This is a genomic window from Nocardia vermiculata NBRC 100427 (assembly GCF_001613265.1).
Lineage (GTDB): Bacteria > Actinomycetota > Actinomycetes > Mycobacteriales > Mycobacteriaceae > Nocardia > Nocardia vermiculata.
In genome coordinates this window covers 237679-258675 of the sequence record NZ_BDCA01000006.1, presented here as the reverse complement: position 1 = coordinate 258675, position 20997 = coordinate 237679, and the positions used below count along the sequence as shown (strand labels likewise).

General features: G+C 67.0%; 19 protein-coding genes. 14 read left to right on the top strand and 5 right to left on the bottom strand.

Going from position 1 to position 20997, the window contains the following annotated elements:
- Positions 1-90: 90 nt before the first annotated feature.
- From NV2_RS10665 to NV2_RS10650, 4 genes are all read right to left on the bottom strand, one after another.
- Complete coding sequence (locus NV2_RS10665) at positions 91-831, bottom strand: FadR/GntR family transcriptional regulator (RefSeq protein WP_067871438.1); 741 nt, start codon at positions 829-831, stop codon at positions 91-93.
- Between the two features lie 219 nt (positions 832-1050).
- Entirely contained in the window at positions 1051-1767 is a 717-nt protein-coding gene (locus NV2_RS10660) for a DUF8020 domain-containing protein (protein WP_067871399.1), read from the bottom strand.
- Positions 1768-1865: 98 nt separating this feature from the next.
- Positions 1866-2807 carry an enoyl-CoA hydratase gene (locus tag NV2_RS10655; protein ID WP_067871398.1) on the bottom strand — a complete coding sequence of 314 codons (942 nt, stop codon included), beginning with the start codon at positions 2805-2807 and terminating at the stop codon, positions 1866-1868.
- A 20-nt stretch (positions 2808-2827) separates the two neighbouring features.
- Entirely contained in the window at positions 2828-3874 is a 1047-nt protein-coding gene (locus NV2_RS10650) for a phosphotransferase family protein (protein ID WP_067871397.1), read from the bottom strand.
- Positions 3875-4125: 251 nt separating this feature from the next.
- Here NV2_RS10650 and NV2_RS10645 point away from each other — a divergent pair, with 251 nt between their 5' ends.
- From NV2_RS10645 to NV2_RS10615, 7 genes are all read left to right on the top strand, one after another.
- The gene (locus tag NV2_RS10645; protein ID WP_067871396.1) at positions 4126-5607 is read left to right on the top strand and encodes a class I adenylate-forming enzyme family protein; all 1482 of its coding nucleotides are present in this window, start codon (positions 4126-4128) and stop codon (positions 5605-5607) included.
- A gap of 52 nt (positions 5608-5659) precedes the next feature.
- Complete coding sequence (locus tag NV2_RS10640; RefSeq protein WP_067871395.1) at positions 5660-6838, top strand: thiolase family protein; 1179 nt, start codon at positions 5660-5662, stop codon at positions 6836-6838.
- Positions 6839-6907: 69 nt separating this feature from the next.
- A complete protein-coding gene (locus tag NV2_RS10635; protein WP_067871394.1) occupies positions 6908-7669 on the top strand; it encodes an SDR family NAD(P)-dependent oxidoreductase in 762 nt (253 codons plus the stop codon).
- Between the two features lie 35 nt (positions 7670-7704).
- Entirely contained in the window at positions 7705-8469 is a 765-nt protein-coding gene (locus NV2_RS10630) for an SDR family NAD(P)-dependent oxidoreductase (RefSeq protein WP_067871393.1), read from the top strand.
- 52 nt (positions 8470-8521) lie between these two features.
- Positions 8522-9814 carry an acyl-CoA dehydrogenase family protein gene (locus NV2_RS10625; protein WP_067871392.1) on the top strand — a complete coding sequence of 431 codons (1293 nt, stop codon included), beginning with the start codon at positions 8522-8524 and terminating at the stop codon, positions 9812-9814.
- Between the two features lie 243 nt (positions 9815-10057).
- Positions 10058-10684, top strand: coding sequence for a TRAP transporter small permease (locus NV2_RS10620; RefSeq protein ID WP_067871391.1), 627 nt, complete (start codon positions 10058-10060; stop codon positions 10682-10684).
- On the top strand, positions 10681-12180 hold the full coding sequence (locus NV2_RS10615; protein WP_067871390.1) for a TRAP transporter large permease: 1500 nt from the start codon (positions 10681-10683) through the stop codon (positions 12178-12180). Before NV2_RS10620 ends, NV2_RS10615 begins: the two co-directional genes overlap by 4 nt.
- A 133-nt stretch (positions 12181-12313) precedes the next feature.
- Here the strand turns inward: NV2_RS10615 and NV2_RS10610 are convergent, their stop codons facing one another.
- Positions 12314-13537, bottom strand: a complete 1224-nt coding sequence (locus NV2_RS10610; protein WP_067871437.1) for a CoA transferase — start codon at positions 13535-13537, stop codon at positions 12314-12316.
- 129 nt (positions 13538-13666) lie between these two features.
- Between NV2_RS10610 and NV2_RS10605 the strand changes: the two genes are divergently transcribed.
- The 7 genes from NV2_RS10605 (at position 13667) to NV2_RS10585 (ending at position 20979) form a co-directional block, all read left to right on the top strand.
- The gene (locus NV2_RS10605) at positions 13667-14854 is read left to right on the top strand and encodes an acyl-CoA dehydrogenase family protein (protein ID WP_067871389.1); all 1188 of its coding nucleotides are present in this window, start codon (positions 13667-13669) and stop codon (positions 14852-14854) included.
- A 30-nt stretch (positions 14855-14884) separates the two neighbouring features.
- Entirely contained in the window at positions 14885-15631 is a 747-nt protein-coding gene (fabG, locus tag NV2_RS10600) for a 3-oxoacyl-ACP reductase FabG (protein WP_373863546.1), read from the top strand.
- A gap of 120 nt (positions 15632-15751) precedes the next feature.
- On the top strand, positions 15752-15901 hold the full coding sequence (locus NV2_RS31390) for a desulfoferrodoxin (protein WP_157102844.1): 150 nt from the start codon (positions 15752-15754) through the stop codon (positions 15899-15901).
- 19 nt (positions 15902-15920) lie between these two features.
- Positions 15921-16061, top strand: a complete 141-nt coding sequence (locus NV2_RS31385) for a hypothetical protein (RefSeq protein ID WP_157102843.1) — start codon at positions 15921-15923, stop codon at positions 16059-16061.
- A gap of 138 nt (positions 16062-16199) precedes the next feature.
- On the top strand, positions 16200-18560 hold the full coding sequence (locus NV2_RS10595; protein WP_067871387.1) for a CaiB/BaiF CoA transferase family protein: 2361 nt from the start codon (positions 16200-16202) through the stop codon (positions 18558-18560).
- 3 nt (positions 18561-18563) lie between these two features.
- Positions 18564-19823, top strand: coding sequence for an acyl-CoA dehydrogenase family protein (locus NV2_RS10590; RefSeq protein ID WP_067871386.1), 1260 nt, complete (start codon positions 18564-18566; stop codon positions 19821-19823).
- A 52-nt stretch (positions 19824-19875) separates the two neighbouring features.
- Positions 19876-20979 (top strand): acyl-CoA dehydrogenase family protein, encoded by a 1104-nt coding sequence (locus NV2_RS10585; RefSeq protein ID WP_067871385.1) that lies wholly within the window; start codon positions 19876-19878, stop codon positions 20977-20979.
- Positions 20980-20997: the final 18 nt, after the last annotated feature.

The window sequence follows — 20997 nt, the reverse complement described above, 5'->3', positions numbered from 1 at the left end:
GGGCCGGCACCGTGCGGGCGGAAGCGGACTGGGCCGCGTCCGCCCGCACAGTCGGAATACGAGTGGAGACACGGCCTTTCGTACACGCGGTCAGCCGCGGTTACCCCACGCGATCGGGGTGTCGAGCACTTCGGGATAGTGCTTCTGCTCGTAGCGCCAGATGGCGTCGATGTGTTCCTCCATCGCCGTCAGCGCTGCTGCGGCATCCCCGCCCGCTACCGCGAGGTAGATCTTCTCGTGAATGTCGCAGGTGGCGACTCGGCTGCGCTGGGGGTACTCCATGCCCACCGCGGAGCCGTCGAGCATATCGAGCAATGCATGGATGAGGTATCCGAAGATGGCGTTGCCGGAGCCCTTCGCCACGGTGTCGTGGAAGACGCGGCTCATCTCGACGAAGATCTCCTCGTCGTCGAGGTTCGCGCGCATGTGATCCACCGAATGTTTCAGGGTGGCCAGTTGCTCGGCACTGATCCGTTCCGCGGCGAGTTTGGCCATCATCGGCTCGAGGGCGGTGCGCGCCTCGACGATGGTGCGGAACGGTGCGTTCTCGAACTGCAACAACAGGGTGATCGCGGTCGCCAGGGCCATACCGTCGGGCTGTTTGACGATCGGACCACCGCCGGGTCCGGGCTTGAGCGTGATGACGCCCTGCAATTCCAGGAAGCGCAGCGATTCGCGCAGGGTGCCCCGGCCGATGTCGTACTCTTCGAGCATCACCCGCTCAGGGGGCAGCTTGTCACCGACCTTGTTGCCCCGCTTGTTGATTCCCTCCACGATCCGCTGCGCGACCAGCATCGCGGTCTTCTGCGGGCGCAGCCCTGATTGTGCCATCACACGTCCCTCCATGCGCCAAGCCGCCCCCCGTACCCACTGGAGTTCGAGCCAGGTCAATCCATGATTATGTTTACCTCATGGGGGTGGCGGATGCCAGAAGGGGACGCGGTGCGGCACAGCACATCGTGTGGCACAGACGGGGGCGGTGCACGCAGGGGCGCCCGGACGGTCCGTGGGCGAAACCTGCGTGCACCGCGTCGAAGACGGCTCTCCGGACTACTTGGCCGGGGCCGGCGCCGGTGCGGGCGCAGCGGGTCCGGGCTGGTTGACGGTGGTGAAGTACTGCACCGCGGCCATGATCGCGACCGGTGCGGTCACCAGCAGCTGACCGGCGACGGTGCCCAGGGCGCCGACCGCGAGCACACCGCCGAGGCAGCCGACGGCCGCGGCGGGAATGAACGGGCCGAACATGCCGACGATGGTGGCGGCGGCGACGGTGGCGCCGGCGATACCGCCCAGCAGGCACCCCACGGCCGCGCCACCGAGGCCACCCACCAGGGTGCCCACCGTGGAGCCGACGGTGATAGTGCTGGTCAGGCGGCTCCATGCCGCCTGCTCACGCTCGTAGTCGGTCTTCCAGGGGGCCTGATCTTCATACGGCAGCGCGACCGGCTTGTAGCTGGCATGCGCGAGATCGAACTGCGGTGCGAGGGTCGCGCTGTGGCCACTGATGTCGGCGGCGATCGGGAACACGAAATCGTCGACCCGGAAGGACAGATCGGTGCCGGCGACCACGGTTCCGTTGGGAGCCTTGATCTTCAGTGCGCCGTCCTCGACGTCCATACTTCCCGCATCGGTGGTGATCACGGTGCCGGTGGAGGTGGGGGTTGCGGTGTAGTTGATCGCCTGGGGTTCCGGCGGTGCGGCGTGGGCGGTTCCCGCAATGCCCACGGTGCCTGCGAAAAGCACGCAGGCAGCAGCAATTTTCCTCATCGGTTTTCCTCTTCTCTGGGACCCCTCGACAGCACTGTCGAGGACGTGCAATCCGGCTCACCTGCCGGTGGAGCATCCGGCGGTGGCGGCGGCCGGACTCAGGGCCGGTAGGGGTCGGCCCGCTCGACCGGCGGAGCCGACTTCCAGTCGGGCAGACCGAGTTCGGGAGTTCCGACCGGGCTCTTCCCGCCCGACAGGTAGGTCCACTGCGCATGTCCGAGCTGGTGGATCGTGAAGCACGAGTCGAGCGCGCTGGTGAATCCCATCGCGTCCTGGCTCTGATTCACCGAATCCTTGACCAGCATCGCCGCCATGCTCGGCACCTGTGCGATCCGGCGGGCGAAGTCGAGGGCGCGGTCACCGAGTTCGTCCGCCGGGAAGATCTTGCTGACCATGCCGAGGGCGCGAGCGTCCTCGGCGTCGATGCAGTCGCCGGTGAGGAGCAGCTCCTTGGTCTTGCGAGGTCCGAATTCCCAAGGGTGACCGAAGTATTCGACTCCACACATACCGAGTCGGGTGGCGACCACGTCGGCGAACTGTGTCCCCTCGGCCGCCACGATCAGATCGCATGCCCAGGTGAGCATGAGGGCCGCGGAGAACACGTTGCCGTGCACCTGAGCGATGGTGATCTTGCGTAGTTTGCGCCACCGCAGCGTGTTCTCGTAGAAGTAGTGCCACTCCTGGTGGTATCGGGATTCGACCGCGTCGTGGGTGGCGCCCGTGCAGGTGTAGGACCAGTGCTGGTCGGGGCCCGGGTCGCGCTCGGCCTTGTAGTCGGAGCTGCCGAGATCGTGACCGGAGGAGAATGCGGGGCCGTCACCGGCGAGGATGACCACCCGCACCGTGTCGTCGGCCTCGGCACGTAGGAACGCCTCGCCGAGTTCGACGAGCAGGCCGCGGTTCTGGGCGTTGCGGTAGCGCGGGCGGTTCAGCACGATGCGGGCGATGGTGCCCTCGTCGTGGGTTTCGTAGCGCAGATATTTGTAGTCGACCGGCGTACTGGGATCGTGGGATGCGCCGGGCTCGAGTGCATCGGACATGAGATGAAAAACCTTTCCGGTCAGCGAGTTTCGGGCGCGGTCCGCAGCAGCGACAGCGCCTGGTCGAGCAGTGCCTGGGAAACCCCGTGGAAGCGGCGGCCCAGCGCGGCCTCGGCCTTGCCGGCGCATGCGCGCGCGTGGGTGCCTTCGAGGATGATGGCGAGCCGGTAGCAGGCGAGGACCTGATACCAGTCGAATTCGGACATGTCCCGGCCACTGCTCTCGCCGTAGCGGGCGATGAGCTCCGCACGGGTGGGCAGCCCGTCGAGCTGTCGCGCCAGGCCGACGGTGCGGGACTCGGTGGGGTCGGGCCAGGTCGCCAGGAGGTGGCCCAGGTCGAGTAGCGGATCCCCGACGGTGCCCAATTCCCAGTCGACGATCGCCGCGACTTCGGGGCGGTCGAGGCGGAACATGACATTGCCGAAGTGATAGTCGCCGTGAATGATGCCCTTGCGCCACTGTGCCGGGCGGTGGTCGTCGAGCCAGCGTCCGATCTCGTCGAGCCCGTCGAGCTGCGGGCCCGGCCAGCCGTCGAGGTCGCGATACGAGTCGAGTTGACGCTGCCAGCGGCCGACCTGGCGGTCGATCCATCCGTCCGCCCGTGCGAGTTGTTCGGTGCCGAGGGCGGCGGGGTCCACCTGCGCGAGTGCGGCCGCACCGTCGACGATCGACAGGCCCATCGCATGCTGGAGCTCGGGGGAGGAGGCGAACGGTTCGGGTACCTCCGAGGTGGCGGTGAATCCCGTGATTTCTTCCATCACGAAGAAGACGCATCCCAGCACGTCCAGGTCGTCGCAGAGTGCGACCAGCCGGGGGTGGGGGACCGCACTGTCGGTGAGGGCCGCGAGCAACCGTGCTTCCCGCCGCATCGTTTCGTCGCTGTTGCTGCGTTTGTGCAGCGGCGGGCGGCGGAAGACGTAGTCGCCGCCCGCCCGGGTGAAGCGGGCGAGGATGTTCTGGGTGCCACCGGTCAGGGTCACGACATCCGTGACCGGGCCGGTCCCGACCTCGTTCCGGTCGAGCCACGCCGTGAGTGTGGCGACGTCCACCGGATCTCGATCGCTCATCGGTTTACCTCGTGCCTTTCGTCTGTGGTCCCGGCCGCCGGACACCCGCTCGGAGGGTGCTTCGACGTGACCCAGGTCATTCGCGCTCACCGAAACTAACACATCTATCCGAACTATTGTCATGAATTATTCGAAATTGCGGCGCATAGTTGTTATCGTTTGCCACAGACTGCCCCGGATGTTTCCTGCCTCACACGGCTCGGTGCCTCGGGCGCACATCCTCAATCCAAGCGTTCTCACCAGGTGGTGCAATGGGTATCGAAATGGTTCTGGACATGGCTGTATCGGTCCATCCGGACAGGCAGGCCTTGGGGCGTCGTGACGCCGGTATGACCTACCAGCAGCTCAGCGACGCCGCGTCGCGCGGGGCCGCGGTCCTGAACGAGTACGGCGCCGCACATGTGGTGTTCGTCGGCGTCAACGGGCCGGTACTGCCGATCCTGACCTTCGCCTCCGCTCGTGCCGGGGTGCCGATCGCGCCGCTGAACTACCGGCTCGCGGCCGAACAGCTGCGGGATCTGATCGCGCAGCTGGACCGTCCTCTGATCGTCGCCGATCCGGCCTACCGCGACGCTCTCGACGGCGCCGCCGAGACCGTGCTCACCACTGCACAGTTCATCGAGCTCGCGACCTCGGCCGGACCTGCGGTGACCGATACCGCGCCCGATGACGCCACGGCGGTGGTGCTGTTCACCAGCGGCACCACCTCGGCGCCCAAGGGGGTGCTGCTACGCCACCAGCATCTGCTGTCCTATCTGCTCAACACGGTCGAATTCGGTTCCGCCGCAGCGGAAGAGGCGACGCTGGTCAGTACGCCGCCGTATCACATCGCCGGGATGGGCGCGGTGCTCAGCAATGTGTACGCGGGCCGCCGGATGGTGTACCTACCGGACTTCACGCCGCAGGGCTGGCTCGATCTGGTGCGGGGTGAGGAGATCACCGGGGCGATGGTGGTCCCGACCATGCTCGCCCGCGTCGTCGAACACCTGAACGGCGCACCGGGTGACGCGCCTGCGCTGGCCTCACTGGCCTACGGCGGCGCGCGGATGCCGCAGCCGGTGCTCGAGCGCGCGCTCGCAGCGTTCCCGGCGACCGGATTCGTCAATGCCTACGGTCTCACCGAGACCAGCTCGACGATCGCCGTATTGGGGCCCGACGATCACCGCGAGGCGCTGGCCGATCCCGCGCTGCGAGGCCGGCTCGGCTCGGTCGGGCGCATCGTGCCCGGAATGGAAGCACAGATCCGCGACGAGGAAGACACCACGGTCCTCGCCGAGGGCGAGACCGGTCTGCTGTGGGTGCGCGGTGCGCAGGTCAGCGGTGAATACATGGGGAAGGGATCGGCACTGGACGCCCAGGGCTGGTTCCCGACACGCGACAGCGCCCGCATCGAGGACGGTTTCCTCTACATCGGCGGCCGCGCCGACGACACCATCATCCGCGGTGGCGAGAACATCGCACCGGCCGAGATCGAGGATGTCCTGGTCCACCACGCCGACGTGCGTGAGGTCGCCGTCATCGGTGTACCCGACGACGAGTGGGGCGAGCGGATCTGCGCGGTGATCGTGCCGAACGGTGACGACCACGCCGAACCGCAGGACATCCGGACCTGGTGTCGTGAGCGGTTGCGTGGCTCGCGCACGCCCGACGAGGTCGTTTTCGTCGACGAGCTGCCCCGGACCGCCACCGGCAAGCTGGTGCGCCGGGACCTGGTCGCCCGGGTATCGGACTGACCGGCATCGATCCGGATCGGTTCACCATCGTCTTTTCTCACGAGGAGTTTCCATGCGTAATGCGGTGATCGTCGACGTCGTCCGGTCGGCATCCGGCCGGGGTAAGGCCGGCGGCGCACTGTCCGGCGTGCACCCGGTCGACCTGCTCGCCGAGGTACTACGCGGCCTGATGGCGCGAAACGACATCGACTCGGTGCTGGTCGACGATGTCATCGGCGGCTGTGTCAGCCAGGCGGCCGAGCAGGCCGGCAACATCACCCGTTCCGCGGCACTGGCTGCGGGGCTGCCCGAATCCACCCCCGCGACCACCGTGACCCGGGCGTGCGGTTCCAGCCAGCAGGCGGTGCACTTCGCGGCCCAGGGTGTGCTCGCCGGCGCCTACGACGTCGTGATCGCCTGTGGTGTCGAGTCGATGAGCCGGGTGCCGATGGGCACCGCGCCGATGGGCCGCGATCTGGTCGGTCAGGGCCTGGCTCAGCGGTATCCGGAGGGCTGGATCAGCCAGGGTGTCGCCGCCGAGCTGGTCGCGCGTAAGTTCGGGCTGAGCCGTGACGAGGTCGACGGGTACGCATTCGAATCCCATCGGCGGGCGGCCGCCGCGGCCGCCGCCGGTCATTTCGACCGCGAGACCGTGCCGGTGCCGACGCCGGAGGGGCCGCACAGCACCGACGAAACGATCCGGGCCACCACGACGGTGGAGAGCCTGGGTAAACTCCGTGCCTCGTTCCACTCGGAAGAAGCGGCGCAGCGTTTCCCGGATCTGGGCTGGATGATCACCCCGGGCAACTCCTCGCCGCTCACCGATGCCGCGGCGGCAACCCTGATCATGTCCGAGGACAAGGCAGCGGCCCTGGGCCTGACCCCGCGCGCCCGGTTCGTGGACTTCGCGGTCGCCGGTGACGATCCGCTGTACATGCTGACCGCGCCCATCCCGGCCACCCGCAAGATTCTCGACCGCACCGGTCTGGGTATCGACGCGGTCGACGTCTACGAGGTCAACGAGGCGTTCGCATCGGTGCCGCTGGCCTGGGCCCGGGAATTCGGCGCCGATTCGGCCCGCCTCAACCCCGCGGGCGGCGCCATCTCCCTCGGCCACGCGATCGGCGCCTCCGGGGTGCGGTTGCTGGCCACCATGGTCGGTGAGTTGGAACGCACCGGGGGACGGTACGGCCTGCAGACCATGTGTGAACACGGCGGTATGGCCAATGCGCTGCTCATCGAACGTATCTGACCATTCGGCAACAACTTTCGGCAGCAGCCGGGACCAGGATTTTCGGCGGCAGCCGAGGAAGGCGTATTCGTGAACGTCAACGGTAAGGTCACACTCGTCACCGGTGGTGCGTCCGGTCTCGGACTCGCCACCGCCCGGCAACTCCTCGACGCGGGATCGAAGGTGGTGTTGCTCGATCTGCCCACCTCACAGGGCGCGGCCGTCGCTGCCGAACTCGGCGAGAATGCGCGCTTCGCGCCCGCCGACATCACCGACGAGACCGCGGTCGCCCAGGCGCTGGACACCGCCGAGGAATTCGGTGAACTACGTGCGGTGGTCAGTTGCGCCGGCACCGGGCGTTCGCTGCGTGTCGTGGGGCGCAAGGGCGTGTTTCCACTGGACGTGTTCACCCGCGTCGTGACGATCAACCTGATCGGCACCTTCAATGTGGTGCGGCTGGCGGCGGAACGGATGTCGCGGCTGGAACTCGACGGTGAGGAGCGCGGTGTCATCGTGACCACGGCGTCGGTCGCGGCCTACGAAGGGCAGATCGGGCAGGCGGCCTACGCTGCTTCCAAGGCCGGTGTCGCGGGCATGACGTTGCCGTTGGCCCGCGATCTGGCCTCGTCGGCGATCCGTGTGGTCTCGATCGCGCCCGGCTTGTTCGATACCCCGCTGCTGGCCGGTCTGGGCGACGAGGCGAAGGCGGCGCTGGGTGCGCAGACCCCGCATCCCGCGCGGCTGGGAAACCCACGTGAGTTCGGCGCCCTCGCCGCACACATCGTCTCCAATCCGATGCTCAACGGCGAGGTCGTCCGGCTCGACGGCGCCATCCGCATGGCCCCGCGCTGAGTGTGGAACCCCATGACCGACAAGGAGAGACAACGATGACAGCTCCGACCCTTCCACTCGAGGGCAAGGTTGCGCTGGTGACCGGTGGCAGCCGGGGGCTCGGCCGGGAAATGGTGCTGGCCTTCGCTCACGCCGGCGCCGACACGATCATTGTCAGCCGCAAACTCGACAGCTGCGAGAAGCTGGCCGCCGAGGTCACCGCCGCCACCGGCCGGCGCGCACTGCCCGTCGCCTGCCACGTGGGGGACTGGGACGCGCAGCAGAGCCTGGTCGACCGTGCCTACGAGGAGTTCGGGACGGTCGACATCCTGGTCAACAATGCGGGCATGTCGCCGTTGTACTCGAGTCTGGAGGAGATCACCGAGGGCCTGTTCGACAAGGTCTTCGACGTCAACCTCAAAGGCGCGTTCCGGCTGACGACCCTGATCGCCCCGCGCATGGTCGAGGCAGGCGGTGGCTCGATCATCAATATCAGTTCCATCGCCTCGGAGCGACCCACTCCGGGGGATCTGCCGTATGCCGCCGCCAAGGCCGGGCTCAACATTCTGACCAAGGGGTTCGCGCAGGCCTACGGGCCGAGCGTGCGGGTCAATGCCATCATGGCCGGTCCGTTCCTGACCGATATCAGCAAGGCGTGGGATATGGACGTGGTCGCCGAGAAGATGAAGGCACTACCCCTTGGCCGCGCCGGTAATCCCGACGAGATCGTCGGTGCCGCGCTCTACCTCGCCGGGCCCGGCGCCGGCTACACCTCCGGCGCGATCATCCCGGTCGACGGCGGCCGCACCGCGATGCGCTGAACGTGCACCGCAACCGAAACCTATTCCCTACCAACCGATGAGGAACCACGATATGAGCTGGGGATTCGAGACCGACCCCGAGTATCAGAAGGTACTCGACTGGGCCGACGAGTTCGTCACCACCGAGGTCGAGCCGATCGACCAGGTCATCACCCATGCGTGGGACCTGCAGGATCCGTTGCGGCAGAAGCTGATTCCACCACTGCAGGACAAGGTCCGGGAGAAGGGCCTGTGGGCCACTCACCTCGGTCCCGAGCTGGGTGGACAGGGATACGGGCAGTTGAAACTGGCCCTGCTCAACGAGATCGTCGGACGCACCCACTCCGGGCCGATCGTCTTCGGCGCCCAGGCGCCCGATTCCGGTAACGCCGAGATTCTCGCGCACTACGGCACTCCCGAACTCAAGCAGCGATATCTGGAACCGCTCATCGAGAACAAGATCGTTTCCTGCTATGCGATGACCGAACCGCAGGGCGGGTCCAATCCGGTCGAGTTCGAGACCCGCGCAGTACGCCACGGTGACGAATGGGTGATCAACGGCGAGAAGTGGTTCGGGTCGAATGCGCGCTTCGCCTCGTTCTACATCATCATGGCGGTCACCGATCCCGACGCCGAGCCGCATCGGCGGTTGTCGCAGTTCATCGTCCCGGCCGAGACTCCCGGTGTCGAGATCGTCCGCAACACCGGCGTGTGGGGCCACGACTACGAGGTCGGCACGCACGCCTACACCCGCTGGACCGATGTGCGCATCCCGGCCGACCATATTCTCGGCGGCGTGGGGCAGGGGTTCGAGGTGGCCCAGACCCGGCTGGGCGGGGGGCGTATCCATCACGCCATGCGCACGGTCGGCCTGGTCAAGCGTTCCCTGGACATGATGCTCGAGCGTGCGGTCTCGCGCACCACGCGCGGTGGCCGGCTGGGTGACAAACAGCTCGTGCAGGAGATGATCGCCGACTCGTGGTTGCAGCTCGAGCAGTTCCGGCTGCTGGTGCTGCGCACCGCGTGGCGCATCGACAAGGAGAACGACTACCGCAAGGTCATCAAGGACATCGCCGCGGTCAAGGCGGCGATGCCGAAGGTGCTGCTCGATGTGACCTCGCGCGCGGTGCAGCTGCACGGGTCGCTCGGCGTATCCAAGGAGCTCCCGCTGGGGAAATGGTTGCTGGAGTCCTACCATATGGGCCTCGCCGACGGCGCCACCGAGATCCACAAGATCAGTCTGGCGCGGCAGTTGCTGCGTGACGCGATACCGCACGACGGTGTGTTCCCGAGTTATCACGTGCCCGCGCTCGAGGAGCTGGCGCGTGAGAAGTTCGCCGACGAATTGCGTGCCGTGTCGGAGTAGGTGGGTAAACAGCTGGGCCGCAGGGTGTTTCAGTCCACGAAACAGTCTGCGGTTTCCTGCTGTCCGGGGTCGGATTTCCATGAAAATGATTCGCATGAAATATTGACATTCGACCCAATTCGGGCGAATGATGGGTGTGCCGCCGGTGACGTGTGTCACCGGCTCGGCATCGGCGAACGAACCGCGTGGACTCCGCGCCGGGTAGCGCCCCTCTCATTCCCCTCGATCCCCCTCGGAGTTTCCATGAGCGCATCATCGAGCGCTTCGAGCGCACGGCCGGACCGGCTGCGGCTCCTGATCGAAGTGCCGGCGGTCGTCGTGCTCTTCGTCATGATGATTCACGTGACCGCCAACGCGTTGCTGCGGGCGTTCGCTTCACATCCCATTCAGAACACCCTCGAGATCACGCAGTACATCTATCTGCCGATCATCGCGTTGCTGGGTTTCATGGCGGCGCAGGCCCGCGGTGAACACATCGTTGCTGACCTCGTCACCCACTACTTCCCGCGGCGCGTCCGGCGGGCGGTCCTGGCCTGCGGATATCTGCTGGCGCTCATCGTGATGGGCGGCTTCGCGTGGTTCGGCGCGAAAGCTGCGATCCACGCTCAGGAGATCGGCAAGACCGCAGGCGTGTCGACGGTGGTGTCCTGGCCCGTGCTGTACCTGGTGCCGCTGGCGTTCACCGTGCTGACCCTGCAGCTCGCGTTCGCTGCGGTGCGTGCCCTGCGCGGGGGTGAGGACGAGGACGTCGAGCGCGCGCCGACCCCGGACGGCGCGGACGAGAGTGCCACCGCCACCCCGGACGAGGACCTCGTCCCCGCCGTAGCTGCGGACCCGACTTCCCACCCATCGCATTCGGAGAAGAAATGACCACCGTTGCCGCCCCCGACGAGCGGCCGATCGCTCCGCCTCCGGTCGGGCTGAGCCGGAAACACACGATCCGGTCCTGGACCGTATTCGGCATCCTCGTCGTCGTCCTCTTCGGATCGACCGCCGCCATCTTCATGCCGCTGAAGCCCCAGGCGATCGGCTGCGCGGCGCTCGTGTTGATGATGACGCTGCTACTGCTGCGCCTGCCCGTGGCCCTGACGATGATGATCCCGTCGTTCGCCGGGCTGTACGCGCTGCGTGGCGAGAAGACGGTGTTCAGCGCCCTGTCGTCGCTGCCCTACCATCAGGTCGCCAACTGGACCCTCAGTGTGGTGCCGATGTTCGTGCTGATGGGCCTGCTGATGTGGCGGTCCGGGCTGACCGCCAATCTGTACACCGTGGCCAGGCACTGGCTGGGCTGGCTGCCGGGCGGTCTCGCGGTCGGCACGAATGTGGCGGGCGCGGGATTGGCCGCGGTGAGCGGCTCGACCACCGGAACGGCGTATGCGCTGGGCCGGATCGGTATTCCCGAGATGTTGAAGGCCGGCTACGACCGCCGGCTCGCGGTCGGTGCGGTGATCGTCGCCGGGCTCCCCGGTCAGCTGATTCCGCCGAGTATTCTGCTGGTGCTGTACGCGGGTATCGCCGAGGTTCCGGTCGGCAAACAGCTGCTGGCGGGTATCGGCCCGGGCATTCTGGTGGCGATCCTGTTCAGCATCGCGATCGTGCTCTATGCGGTGTTCGGTAAGGATCTGGCCGGCCCGAACCGTGGTCGCAGCACCGAAAAGGTGTCCTGGAAGGACAAATTCGACAGCCTGGCGAAGGCGTGGCCGATCCCGGTGCTGATGGTCGTCATCGTGGGCGGCATGCTCTCGGGCATCTTCACCGCCACCGAGGCCGGCGCCGTGGCGGCCCTGTGCTCGGTCGGTGTGGTGTTCGCGCTCAAGGGCCGGACCGGTGGTGCCTTCCGGGCGCTCGCCGACGGCGCCATCGGCACCGTCTCGACGGTCGGGGCGATCTTCCTGCTCCTGATCGGCGTCGAGGCCCTGTCCCGGATGATGATCCTGAGCGGGATCAGCAACGGCTTCGCCGATCTCATCACGCGGATGGATCTGGGCCGGGTCGAGTTCATCCTGCTGATGATGGTGGTCGACATCATCCTCGGTGCCTTCATGGAACCGCTTCCGATGATGGTGCTGACGATCCCGATCCTGATCCCCACGCTGGCGAGCCTCGACATCTCGTTGCTGTGGTTCGGCGCGTTCACCGTGTTCATGGGGGAGCTGGCCATCGTGGCGCCGCCGGTGGGTGTGCTGGCGATGGTCATCCACTCGATAACCAAGGATCGAGAGGTCAATCTCGGCAAGAACATTCCGCTCAAGGACGTGTTCATGGCAGCGCTGTGGTTCCTGCCGATGGCGGTCGTCGTGGTGCTGATCCTGATCATGTTCCCGGAGATCGCGACATTCCTGCCCGATCACGCCGGCGGCGGCTGATCGCAGCACTACCCGGCCGATGCACGGATGCGCGGGCCGGAACGAACAGTTCGGCCGCAGCGTACACACGCTGCGGCCGAACTGTTTTGCCTCGCTGCTCTGCTGTCGTCCCGTCCGTCGGCGGCGGGTGTGCTCAGCGGGCGAGCACGCCCGCCTGTTCGAGGTCGGCGAGCTGTGCATCGTCGAGCTCGAGCAGCCTGCGCAGCACCTCGTGCCCGTCGGCGCCCAGTGCGGCGGCCGCGCCCGTGTGCAGGTGGGCGCCATCGTAGGAGGCCGGCATCGCCGCGGCCAGATAGGTGCCGATCCGCGGCTGGGCGAGCTCGGCGAACAGCGGATTGGCAGCGAGCTCACCGGACTCCACGACCTGCTCGAAGCTGCGATACCGCTCGTGCAGCACCGAGGACGCGTCCAGTGCCGCGGCGACCTCCGCGGCACTGTGGGTCCGGAACCAGCGGGCGAACAGTGCGGTGAGTACCTCGCGATGGTCGAAGCGGTCGCTCTCGCGCCCGAAATCGGCCTCCAGTGCCGCCTCCAGGGCAGCGACGGCCGGCCCGGTCCCGGTCAGTGTCAGCAGATCCCGGAAGTGGCGTGAGGTGAGCGCGACGACCATGAACCGCTCGTTGTCCGCGGTGACGAAATCGCTGCCATACGTCCCGTACACGGCGTTTCCGGTGGCCGGGCGGCCACTGCCGTTGACCTGTGGTTCGGTCAGATAGCCCAGGGCGCCCGCGGTGGCCAGTGCGACATCCTCGAGCGGAAGCACGATCCGTGCCCCCGCCCCGGTGTGCTCGCGGCGGCGCACCGCGGCGGTGACCGCGAGCGCGGCATGGAGTCCTGCGGCCACATCCCAGGCCGGTAGTACGTGGTTCACCACGCCCGCGTGGTCCAGTGGCCCGGTGATCTGTGGAAATCCGAGGGCGGCGTTGACGGTGTAATCGACCGCCGGACGACCGTCGTGGCGACCGAGCAGCTCCAGGGTGATCACATCCGGGCGCAGCGCGGACAGGGTTTCGTAACTGGTCCAGTCCCGCCCACCGGCATTGGTCACCAGGATGCCGCCGCCGTCGCCGGGCGCGCTCACCAGGCGCTGCACGATATCGCGGCCGGACTCCGAGCGCAGGTCCAGCGCCAGCGAGCGTTTGCCCCGATTGAGCCCGGTCCAGTAGATGGATTCGCCCGCGGCGGTCAACGGCCACCGGTCGATATCCGCGGCACCACCGATCGGGTCGATACGGATGACCTCGGCACCCAGCTGGCTGAGGGTGAGACCGCACAGGGGAGAGGCGACGAAGCTCGAGATCTCGACGATGCGCAGGCCCGCGAGGGGGCGATCAGCGGTGTGGTTGCTGGTGGTCATCCAGGAGTCCTCCGGTCGATTCGTCCGGAGCAGGCTGTCGGACAGGCTGCTGAGCAGGACGAACAATTAATGATAATAATTCGAACCATAACATTTGACACCATGGTTGCTGGGCATGATACTTCCACTATGGCAAGCATTTCGGCGGTCGGTCCGGAAGATTTCGCTGACATCCTGGCGCAGACTCGTGAGTTCATCCGTAAACAGGTGGTCCCGCGCGAGCAGGAGATCGCGGATACCGACAGCATCCCCTCCGATATTCGCGCGAACGCCGCGGCGATGGGTCTGTTCGGTTACGCGATACCCCAGGAGTGGGGCGGGCTCGGGCTCGACCTGACCCAGGATGTCGAACTCGCAATGGAATTCGGCTACACGGCGCTGTCGCTGCGATCGATGTTCGGCACCAACAACGGTATCGCCGGACAGGTGCTGGTGAACTTCGGTACCGATGAGCAGAAGGCGCAGTGGCTCGAGGGCATCGCCTCCGGCGCCGTCGTCGCCTCCTTCGCGCTCACCGAACCCGGCGCGGGGTCGAATCCGGCCGGATTGCGGACCAAGGCGAAACGCGACGGCGACGACTGGGTGATCACCGGGGAGAAACGTTTCATCACCAATGCCCCGCTGGCGGATCTGTTCATCGTCTTCGCCCGGACCCGTCCCGCCGACGAGAACGGCACCGGGATCGCGGTGTTCCTGGTGCCCGCCGATACGCCCGGGCTGGAAGTCGGGCCCAAGGATCGCAAGATGGGGCAGGAGGGCGCCTGGACCGCCGACGTGCACTTCACCGAGGTGCGGGTGCCGAACTCCGCGCTCGTGGGTGGCAGTGAGGATGTCGGCTACCGCGCCGCGATGACCTCGCTGGCCCGCGGTCGCGTGCATATCGCGGCCCTGGCGGTTGGCACCGCGCAGCGCGCGCTCGACGAGGCCACCGCTTACGCCGCGACCGCAACCCAGGGGGGCACGCCCATCGGGGATTTCCAGCTCGTGCAGGCGATGATCGCCGATATCGCGACCGGTGTGATGGCCGGGCGCGCCATGGTTCGCGAGGTCGCCGCCCGCTACGTCTCCGGCGAGGATCGGCGGGTCGGTCCGTCGGCGGCCAAGCTCTACTGCACCGAGATGGTCGGCCGCGCAGCCGATCTCGCGGTGCAGATCCACGGCGGGTCGGGCTATCTGCGTGAGGTGGCGGTCGAGCGGATCTACCGCGACGTGCGCCTGCTGCGGCTCTACGAGGGCACCAGCGAGATCCAGCGTCTGATCATCGGCGGCGGTCTGGTGAATGCCGCCAAGAAAGCAGCATCGGGTGGCGCACGCTGACGCGCTGCGCCGATTTCCCGACGAACAGGAGTGACAGTGGGACTACTGAATGATCGCGTCGCCGTCGTGACGGGGGCAGTGCAGGGGATCGGCCTCGACATCGCGCGCACCTTCGTCCGCGAAGGCGCCAGGGTCGTGATCGCTGATGTCAACGATATCGCCGGCGCGCAGGCCGAAGCCGAGCTCGGTGGCCCGGGCCTCGCCCGCTACGTCCGGTGCGATGTGCGCGACAGCGCCGCGGTCGAGGCCGCTGTCGACACTGCCGAGCAGGCGTTCGGACGGCTCGCCATCTTCGTCAACAATGCGGGCATGACCCGGGACGCGACCATGCGCAAGATGAGTGAGCAGGACTTCGACGACGTCATCGCCGTACATCTCAAAGGCGCATGGAACGGCACCCGGGCGGCCGCGGGGCGCATGCGTGACTACGGAGCGGGCTCGATCGTCAACATCTCGTCGATCTCGGGCAAGGTCGGACTGCTGGGGCAGACCAACTACTCCGCGGCCAAGGCCGGCATCGTGGGCCTGACCAAGGCGGCCGCCAAGGAGGTCGCCTTCAAGAACGTTCGGGTGAACGCGGTGCAGCCGGGCCTGGTCCGCACCCCGATGACCGAGGCGATGCCGGAGCGCATCTGGGAACAGAAGATGGCCGATATTCCGATGGGCCGCGCGGGGGAGCCGAGTGAGGTCGCCTCGGTGGTGTTGTTCCTGGCCTGCGACATGTCGAGCTATATGACCGGTGCTGTTCTCGAGGTCACCGGCGGTCGGCAGATGTGAAGTCCCGGCACTCTTGCCTTAATTCATGACTATGATTATGGTGATCTAAGAAGGTTTCGCATCGGGCGGGGCGGACATCCTCCGCATCGGCCCGCAGCATCCACTGCGAAGGAGCAGAAGATGTCCGACAGCACCCCCGGTACGCAGGCGTCCAACGGCAGTCGCCTGCGCTGCAACGAATGTGGTTCCGAGGCGATCGTCACGACCGCAGGCGGGTCCGCGCTGACCTGCTGCGGCGTCGCGCTCGAGATCACCTTCGCCGGTAGCTGAGCAGAGAGAGCACATCACAATGAACCAGATCGGTAAGCGCTACACCTGCGCCACCTGCCAGACCCAGATCATCTGCGTCAAGAAGGGCGAGGGCAGCTTCACCTGCCACGGCGCGCCCATGGAACTGCTCACCGCCAAGCCCCTGCCCTCCTCGGACTAGGGCCCTCGGCGCGTACCGGCGACCGGGCGGCGAACCGCCCCCGGCCAGCGCGTTGCCGAATCTACTTGTACCGCAACCCCCGTCCGCGCTTGCGCGCCGCGACCGGTGCGGTGCGTTCGGAACAGAAGGAGTGTTCAGATGGCTGGTCCACTCGACGGACTCGTCGTGATCGATGCGAGCTGGGGCATGCCGGCGGCCATCTCGACGATGATGCTCGCCGACTACGGCGCCCGCGTCGTCAAACTCGAGCGCCCGGGCGGTCCGCACGAGGCGAACTCGGCGCTGCGTAAATCGACCGACCGCGGTAAGTGGAGCGTCGAGGCGGACCTGAACACGCCCGAGGGGCGCGCGATCGCCGAGCAACTGCTGTCGGGTGCCGATGTCTTCGTGGAATCCTTCGGCGCCGGACGGGCGCCAGGCGGCCTGGACTACGACCGCGTGCACGAGCTGTTTCCCGAGCTGGTCTACTGCTCGGTCACCGGGTACGGCAACGACGGCCCGCTGGCGGGCCGTCCCGGTTACGAGGCGCTGCTCAACGCCCGTCTCGGGCAGATGGCCGAACAGGTCGGCCACCGCGACGGGCCGATCTTCCTGGGACATCCGACGGTGTCCTACGGTACGGCGTTCATCACCACCATCGGCATCCTCGCCGCGCTGCGGGCCCGCAAACTCAACGGCACCGGCCAGAAGGTCGACACCTCGCTGCTGGACGGAATGCTCGCGATCTCGTCGATGAACTGGTGGTGGAACGAGAAGGACATCTCCTATCTCGCCCGCAGCGGTAACCAGAAGGGATTCGGGAACAAGCGACTGATCACCGATCCCTTCCAGTGCGCCGACGGGCAGTGGCTGATTCCGCACACCGGCGGTCCCGGCTCCTACAAGCGCATGATGGATCTGCTGGGTTTCGGCGAGCAGACCCGGGCCATCGAGGGCCCGGAGATGGCGGTTCCGCTCGACGACGTGGAACTCGACATCGCCCGCAACAAGGTGCCCGAGGCATTCCGGTCGCGCCCCCGTGACGAATGGCTCGAGCTGTTCCACGCCGCCGATATCGCCGCGCTGCCGGTGCTGCATCCGGAAGAGACCTTCGACGACGATCAGGTCGTGCACGCCGGGGTCGCGATCGAACTGCCCGATGCCGACCACGGCACGCTGCGCCAGATCGGCCCGGTGATCCGCTTCGAGAAGTCCACCCCTGCGACTCCCGAACCCGCGCCCGCGGTCGGTGCGCACAACGATCGGGTGGCAGAGATCGCCCGTTCACCGCTGTGGGCGCCCGCTCCGGCCGGCGAGGCCGTGACCTCCCCGCTGCACGGCGTCAAGATCCTCGACTTCAGCTCGTACTTCGCCACCGGCTTCGGTGCCCGGCTGCTGTCGGATCTCGGTGCCGATGTGATCAAGATCGAGCCGTTGATCGGTGACCAGATGCGTCCGCTGGGCGACCTGTTCGAGGGCGCCAATCGCGGTAAGCGCACGATCGCGCTGGATCTGCGCAGCCCCGAGGGGCAGGAGATCGCGCACCGCCTGGTCGCCGAGGCCGATGTGGTGATGCAGAACTACCGCCCCGGCAAGGCCGAGAAGATCGGCCTGGGCTACGAGCAGCTGCGTGCGATCAATCCGGATCTGATCTACGCCTACCTGCCCGGATTCGGCTCCAGCGGGCCCAAGTCGACCTTGAAGTCGTTCGCCCCGTTGGTATCCGGATTGGTCGGGCTGAACTTCGAGGGCTCCGGTGCGGGGAACCCGCCGATCCGCCGGGTGATCGGCAACGAGGATCTCTACAACGGATTCCTCGGTGCGGTTACTGTGCTGCTCGCCCTGCACCACCGGGCCAACACCGGTGCCGGCCAGTACGTCGAGAGCCCGCAACTGCATTCGAGCCTGTTCGTGATCAGCGAGCATTCCGCGACCCTCGACGGGGAAGCGGTCCCGGCGCATCGGCTCGACTCCGAGCAGACGGGGCTGTCGCCTCTGTACCGCCTGTACCGCACCGCCGACGGCTGGATCGCGATCGCGGCGTTCGGTGATGCGGCCTTCGGCCGCCTCGCCGCGGCGCTGGAGCTGTCCGGCCTGGTCGGCGACGAGCGGTTCGCGACCACGGCGGCACGCTCCGCCAACGTCGAGGCACTGGCGCGGACACTCGGCACTCGATTTGCGGAACTGACCAGCGCGCAAGCATTTTCACTACTGGATGACAACAATGTCCCCGCCGAGATACCGCTCGACTACCCGGCGATGCCGGAGCTGCTCTGGGAGGAGTGGGCGACCGAATCCGGACGGGTGGTCGAGCATCATCATCCCGAATACGGCTGGTCCCGCGAGGTCGGCATGGTGATCCACCTGTCCGATACCCCGGGCCGTTTCAAGGGCGGCAGCCCGCGGCTCGGCCGGGACTCGGCCGAAATTCTCGGCGAACTCGGCTATTCCGCCGAGCAGATCGCCCACTTGACGGCGACCGTGTGCACGCAGGCCGCGGTGGCGCAGAAGGAAGCCTGAACCATGGACATCACCTATCCCGAGGCGGCGGAGGCCTACCGCGGCGAGATCCGCGCGCTGCTGGAGGCCGAACTGCCCGAGGACTGGCAGGGTATCGGCGCGCTGCCCGCCGCCGAACAGGAAGAGTTTCTGTCGAGCTGGCGGAAAGTGCTCTCCGACAACGGTCTACTCGCGGTGTCGTGGCCCGAGGAGTTCGGTGGCGCCGGCCTGTCGAGTATCGAACAGGTCGTGCTGAACGAAGAACTCATGCGTCTCGGTGTGCCCGACGGCACCGAGAACGACGCTCTCGGCATCAAACTGCTCGGCAACACCCTCACCGTGCTGGGCACCGACGAGCAGAAGGAGTACTTCCTGCCGCGGGTGCTGTCGGGCGAACATGTGTGGTGCCAAGGCTATTCGGAACCCGAAGCCGGCTCCGATCTGGCCGGTACGCGCACCCGAGCCGTGCTCGACGGCGACGAATGGGTGATCAACGGCCAGAAGACCTGGACATCGCAGGGGCACAACGCCAACTGGATCTTCGTCATCGCGCGCACCGACCCGACGGTGACCAAGCACAAGGGCCTGTCGTTCCTGCTGGTACCGATGGATCAGCCCGGGGTCGAGGTGCGCCCGATCCTCAATGCGGCCGGCTACGTCGCCTTCAGTGAGGTGTTCTTCACCGACGCGCGCACGCCCGCCTCGCATGTCGTCGGCGGTGTCGGCGGGGGCTGGAAAACGGCCAACACGCTGCTCGGATTCGAGCGTGGCGTGCGGGCCACCACGGATGCCGTCCGCTTCGGCCGCGAGGTCGAGCGGCTGATCGAACTGGCCCGCGAACGCGGCCTGACCGCCGATCCGCGGATCCGGGCGGAGCTGGCCTGGTGCTGGTCACGGGTGCAGACCATGCGTTTCCGTGGCTACCGCGCGCTGACGAAACTGCTCAACGGCGGCTCCTACGGGGTGGACGGTTCGTTCTCGAAGGTGATCTGGAGCGAATTCTTCCAGCGTCTCACCGAGATCGGGATGGAAATACTCGGCCTCGAGGTCCTCACCCCCAGTGGTGGCGGCAACGACGGGATCCTGGTGACACCCAACCCCGGCTCGGACAATTCGTCGCGCTGCTGGACCGACATCGCGCTCTACGCGCGTGCCGCCACCATCTACGGCGGCAGCTCCCAGATTCAGCGCAACATCATCGGCGAGCAACTGCTGGGACTGCCGAAGGAACCGCGCCTCGACGACGGCCCCTTCCAGGACATCGGACGCCGTCGCAGCGCTTGATTCGACATCGTCGCCGCCGTGCCGGCGATCCGGAAGAACGGAAAAGACCACCGTGTACTTCGCATTCGACGAAGATCAGGAGGAGTTTCGGAGTTCACTTCGCCGCCTCCTGTCCGAACGTGCCCCGATGACCCGGGTCCGCGACATCGCCGCGGCCGGCGGTCACGATGCCGACACCTGGCAGCTGCTCACCTCGAATATGGGGGTGCCCGGCTTGCATGTCGCAGAGAAATTCGGCGGCGGAGGGTTCAGCTTTCTCGAGACCTCGCTCGTGGCACAGGAATTGGGTCGCGCCCTGACACCGGTTCCGATGGTGACCACCACCGGCGCCATCGAAGCGGTGCTGGCGCTGGGCACCGAGGAACAGCACCGCGCACTGTTGCCCGGCCTGGTCGACGGCAGTGTGATCGGCACTCTCGCGCTCAGCGGAGCTGATGACACCACGGTCGCCGGCGCCCGGGTACGTGCGGCGGGTGAACCGTCGGCACCCGCATTGACCGGACGTGTCGACTACGTCGCTTTCGGGCATGTGGCCGACCTGCTGGTGATTGCGGCGCTGGTACCGGCGGGGGACACGGTCGGGCTGTACGTCGTGGACGCACAGGCCGGCGGTGTCGCGGTAACCGCACAATCCTCTTTGGATCCGACCCGGCCGGTCGCGACGATCGAGCTGACGGACGCGAACGCCCACCTGCTGGGTTCGGATCCGGCGGCGATCGGCCGCGTGGTCGACCTGGTGCGCATCCTGCTCGCGAACGAGGCGCTCGGCGCCGCCGAGGCCGCGCTGGACATGGCGGTGAGCTATGCCAAGCAGCGGGTGCAGTTCAACCGCCCGATCGGGTCCTTCCAGGCCATCAAGCACAAATGCGCGGATATGGCGATCGCGATCGACGCCGTGCAGGCAACGGTCATGTACGCCTCCATGTGCGCGGACCAGGGCAACGACGAGTTCGGCCGGGTTGCGGTGATGGCCAAGGCGCAGGCCTCGGAATGCCTGACTTTGTGTGCGGCGCAGAACATTCAGGTGCACGGCGGTATCGGATTCACCTGGGAGGCCGATCCGCATCTGTACTTCCGCCGGGCCAAGGCCACCGAACCGCTCTTCGGCAACAACACCCATCACACCGAACTTCTGGCCGACCTGGTCGGAATCTGAGCGGTGGGTGGTCCGGCG